We start from the raw sequence: 3,958 nt of genomic DNA on the forward strand, positions 1-3,958 counted from the left end.
TTTGCGCCACTGGGCGTAAAAGCCTGGCGGTATTTAGCAACAGCACAAGGATTCACGGTAAATAAAGTAAGGTGGTCGTATTTAGCTAATGCATAAATAAGCGGGCCTTTTTTAAGCTCACAAACAATTGCTATTTTCTGCTCTGGATAACGCTGTTTAATATCCATAGCCCATTCATGCAACGCTTCAGGTGTGTGTTTAATAACGGTGTAATGATATTTATTAGTGCCTGTTGGGTGTTCACAAATATCATGTTTTTTATCGGCCCAATCCATGCCAATGAGTACAGCAAAATTATCAACGTTATATGCTTTCATTTTATAGCGCCTACGGTTAAAGTTAAGGACGGAATGTGCTTAAATCTCGTTTCTCGCAGGTCTTATAGATAGTCTTGGTCGGCAATCCCTGAGTATGCGTTTTGAAATCGAGGTGCTCTGTTGGCTCGAACGTCTTGTTAAAAACATTAGATGTTTGGCATTCAATATTCGTAACCAACAGAAGCATATTCCACTTAATATAATAGTCAGTTACTTTTAAATTAAGTGGCTTGGTCGAACTATAAGTCACTCAAAAGGACAAATAACAGTTGGTTTTTGCTCCTTCGTCACTTATTTTAACCAACTATTATTTGCCTCTTAGTGAGGCGTTAGAAATCACTAGGTACTTTTATGGATAGCGTGAAATTTAAAGAATATATTTATGGAAATCTAGCTTCGATATTTTGGTCGATATTTTTGCTGATAGGGGGTGCAATATTCGTTTCTTACTATGCGAATATAGGGTACATGCCTGATTTTGATTTTAAATCATCCATTACACTTGTATCTGCCGCATCAATTACCGCAATCCTAACAGTTTTATTATTTATAGTTATTCTAATATTACCTGGAGCTTTTTGGTCTGGCACTTGGGCAGATAGCTCCTCTTTAAGAAGTAATTGGGAGGATGAAAAGGGGCATAAGGAGTTATTTAAAACTGCACTTTGGTTTGGAGTGCCTATATTGTATTTCTATGGGTTATTAGCAATTTTCGTTGTAAGTTGGATGGTTGCAATACCATATTTCTTAATTGGCATCTCATTATTCTTTTTAGTTGTTTATAAAAAATCTACGCTAATCAGAAAGCCTCTCATAGCAGAAACCGCGAAAATGCTTTTTGCATCTTTCACTAGTTCTATTCTGGCTTTCTTCCCAATATTTATCGTGTTTTCACTGTCATTATCAAGCTTAACTACAAGCAAAGGTTCTCCTGCTTTTGTAGGGATAATAGTTGCTGTATTTATTGTTTTTATCAATGTTCTTGCAACAGCAAAACCTAATAAAATTAATGGGTTGGTGTATTACCCTGGATTAGGTTTTGCTGCTTTTTTTGTTGTGTTTTCATCATTTGAAATCTTTCATAGAGTCCCCGAAAGAGTGATGGAACTCTATAAGTTTGGATCTATAGAGGCAAAAAAAATAATTATGAAAAATGAAGCATGTGAAACACTTCTTCTTCTAGGGGTATTACCTAAAGTAGAACCTAAAAAGCAATGCTTTCTTAATGATGTAAAAATATTATCTCGTTTAGGCAAGGATATGTATCTTGAAGTAAATGACATTAAATTTACAATAAAGAACTCAGAAATATTATCTTGGTCAGTGCAAGAAATTTCTAACAAGTCAAGTAACTCGGACGCTGCAAGCAGCGCCGGTTCTTGAAGCGTTAGGTGCCTTCTGAAGTATGAGTAACCTTCGAGAATTAATAGAAGATTTTGATTTTATAACTGAGATAGCTTATGACTTGTCTCAGCAGTTTGATGGTGTTCAAACAGAAGATAGAAAGAAGAAGGTATCAACTTACTATTTAGCGAAAGTTGTTCCAGAGTGCATGTCACTATTAAGAGTGCTTCCTGGATCAAGGTTTACCGATGCAGAAGAACTATTCGACTTTCCGTCTTTCTGCTCGATTTCAAGGAGTCTGATTGAAGCGGCCAACCTGCATTGGTATTACTGTATAGAGAATATTGATACAGAGGTATCAGATTTTCGATTCTATCTTTATGACTTTCATGACAACAAATCTACAATGCAGATTTCGAATTTTATCGGTGGCGAAGAACAAGGCTTAGACTCGCTCCAAGAAAAGTGCGATGAGCTAAAAAATTCAATTAAGGAAAGCGCTAGATTTAAATCCCTTTTGCCTGAGGTTCAAAGGCAAATCCTCAAAGGGCGCAAGTGCTCCGATATGAATCAAACTGAAATATCCCAAAGTCGAGGCCTGGATGTAAATATGTTTAATGGTATTTACAAAATACTATCTACTAATACCCACTCCACGCCTTCGGCGATAAGTGCCATAGTTCATTCTATAATTCATGGAAAAGAGTTACATGAGGCATTTGCAGGTCTAGTTCTTTCATATGTGGCATCATTTGTTGCAGATATGGTGAGAACAATTGGTGAATTATGGTGCCTAGAATTCGCCAAAAATGAGTCTGAAGAAATAATAAGGGTATACTCGGAGGGTTTGAGTGAAAGCAATTAAGTGTCACATAGAATTGCGTGAGGTGAATACTCTGGACTCGAACCAGAAACTCTACCTTCCTAATAAGCTCTCAATAAAAGCTCATTCAGAAAATTCTCGGAGTGTGTTACCAATTACACCAGTATTCACATAGGAGATAATATAGCTAATGATGACTAATACCAAGAGTTTTGAACTCTTGAAAGGGCAGATTCAATCAACATTGGACTTTTCTGTTCTCTGTTGCCAAGCCGTACCCGCATTAAATGCATATATGAAAGCAGTAGATTTAGGTTCAGCGTCAAAATTGCCAGATGCAGACCACTTTAAGGGGGACCCAAACTTCGAGCAGCTAAAGGGATTTATACCAGAATATAGAAAGAACTTAGGTAAGTTAATGTTTATAAGTTCTTTTAGCTATTTTGAGGCATATTTTAAAGCATTGATTGAAGAGGTATTAAATTTTCATGGGGGGCAAGATGATTTTGTAGAGTTGTCGTTAAAGAAGCAAAATCAACATATGCACTATGCCGAACAAGAAGCCCCTAGAAAATCTGCAAATAAGTTGCGGGAGTACGCTAAAAAAGGCAAAGAGCTAAAGTATAAAAAGCATACCAAAGAACTTGAGCACACGGATTTCAGGTTTCCATCAGAGTTATTTTCTACCTTTGGGATCATGGAGCTTGGAAATAATTATAAAGACTTGAAGGCTTCTCAAATCCCTCATGTAGCATGTTGGTGCTTTGGTGTTGAATTGACCGAAGATGAAATTAATAGGTTTTCTGAATTAAGAGATTTAAGGAACCGAGTCGCACATGGAAAGGTTTTACAGATTGAATTTAATGAGGCGAATTCAGCTAATCAATTTTTGCGCAATCTAGCTATAAAAATTGATAGGCACGTGGTAAAACATTTTCTTGTCATTGAAACTATCACCTAACAATTGCCTGCAAAGGACAAAATTAGCCAGCCCGTTTTTTGCTCAATAAGCAAAAGCAGCAAAAAATCGGTCCAGCTAAATTTGCCCATGAGGCAGGCGTTATGTGCAACGGAGAAATTGATGTTTAAGGATGATCTCCCAGACCTGTTTGAAGAGGTAAAATCTTCGTTGATAGCTGAAGGTGAAAAAGAACTTGCTGATCAGCTAAAAGGTTTGAAAATTAAATCATGTGAGTCCTTCGCTTCTGACGATTCAGCATTCACAATATGTTTTACAACCTCAGAAAATGAAAAACTGGAAGATACTTTTCCCACAGGTGATAAGGCATATACAGTTATGCTTGTTTACTCTGAAAAGTCAGTTGTCATCGGTTTAGACATTATCGGTTGTGAAAATACTGAATTACAAAAGCAACTGTTAGCATGTTGCACATAACAAAAACATCATGGTGGGAATTTTACTCGCTGGCCTTCGGCCAACAACGCTCATAAAATCCCCATATGTTAAGAGTTA

The 3,958-nt window shown here is 36.8% G+C and carries 5 protein-coding genes; 4 read left to right on the forward strand and 1 reads right to left on the reverse strand.

Annotated elements, in window-relative coordinates; translation table 11 throughout:
* Positions 1–317 (reverse strand): IS110 family transposase (locus L656_RS0114520; RefSeq protein WP_024599739.1); only part of this gene is annotated, 317 nt, incomplete at its 3' end.
* 351 nt (positions 318–668) lie between these two features.
* On the opposite strand from L656_RS0114520, the gene L656_RS0114525 reads away from it, so the two are divergent.
* From L656_RS0114525 to L656_RS0114545, 4 genes are all read left to right on the forward strand, one after another.
* A complete protein-coding gene (locus tag L656_RS0114525; protein WP_024599740.1) occupies positions 669–1,700 on the forward strand; it encodes a hypothetical protein in 1,032 nt (343 codons plus the stop codon).
* Positions 1,701–1,722: 22 nt separating this feature from the next.
* Complete coding sequence (locus tag L656_RS0114530; protein WP_024599741.1) at positions 1,723–2,526, forward strand: DUF5677 domain-containing protein; 804 nt, start codon at positions 1,723–1,725, stop codon at positions 2,524–2,526.
* Between the two features lie 148 nt (positions 2,527–2,674).
* Positions 2,675–3,445, forward strand: a complete 771-nt coding sequence (locus tag L656_RS0114535; RefSeq protein ID WP_024599742.1) for a HEPN domain-containing protein — start codon at positions 2,675–2,677, stop codon at positions 3,443–3,445.
* Between the two features lie 120 nt (positions 3,446–3,565).
* The gene (locus tag L656_RS0114545; RefSeq protein ID WP_006992591.1) at positions 3,566–3,880 is read left to right on the forward strand and encodes a hypothetical protein; all 315 of its coding nucleotides are present in this window, start codon (positions 3,566–3,568) and stop codon (positions 3,878–3,880) included.
* The last annotated feature ends 78 nt before the right edge of the window (positions 3,881–3,958 follow it).

Origin of the sequence: Pseudoalteromonas sp. TAE56 (genome assembly GCF_000497955.1) — a bacterium.
GTDB lineage: Bacteria > Pseudomonadota > Gammaproteobacteria > Enterobacterales > Alteromonadaceae > Pseudoalteromonas.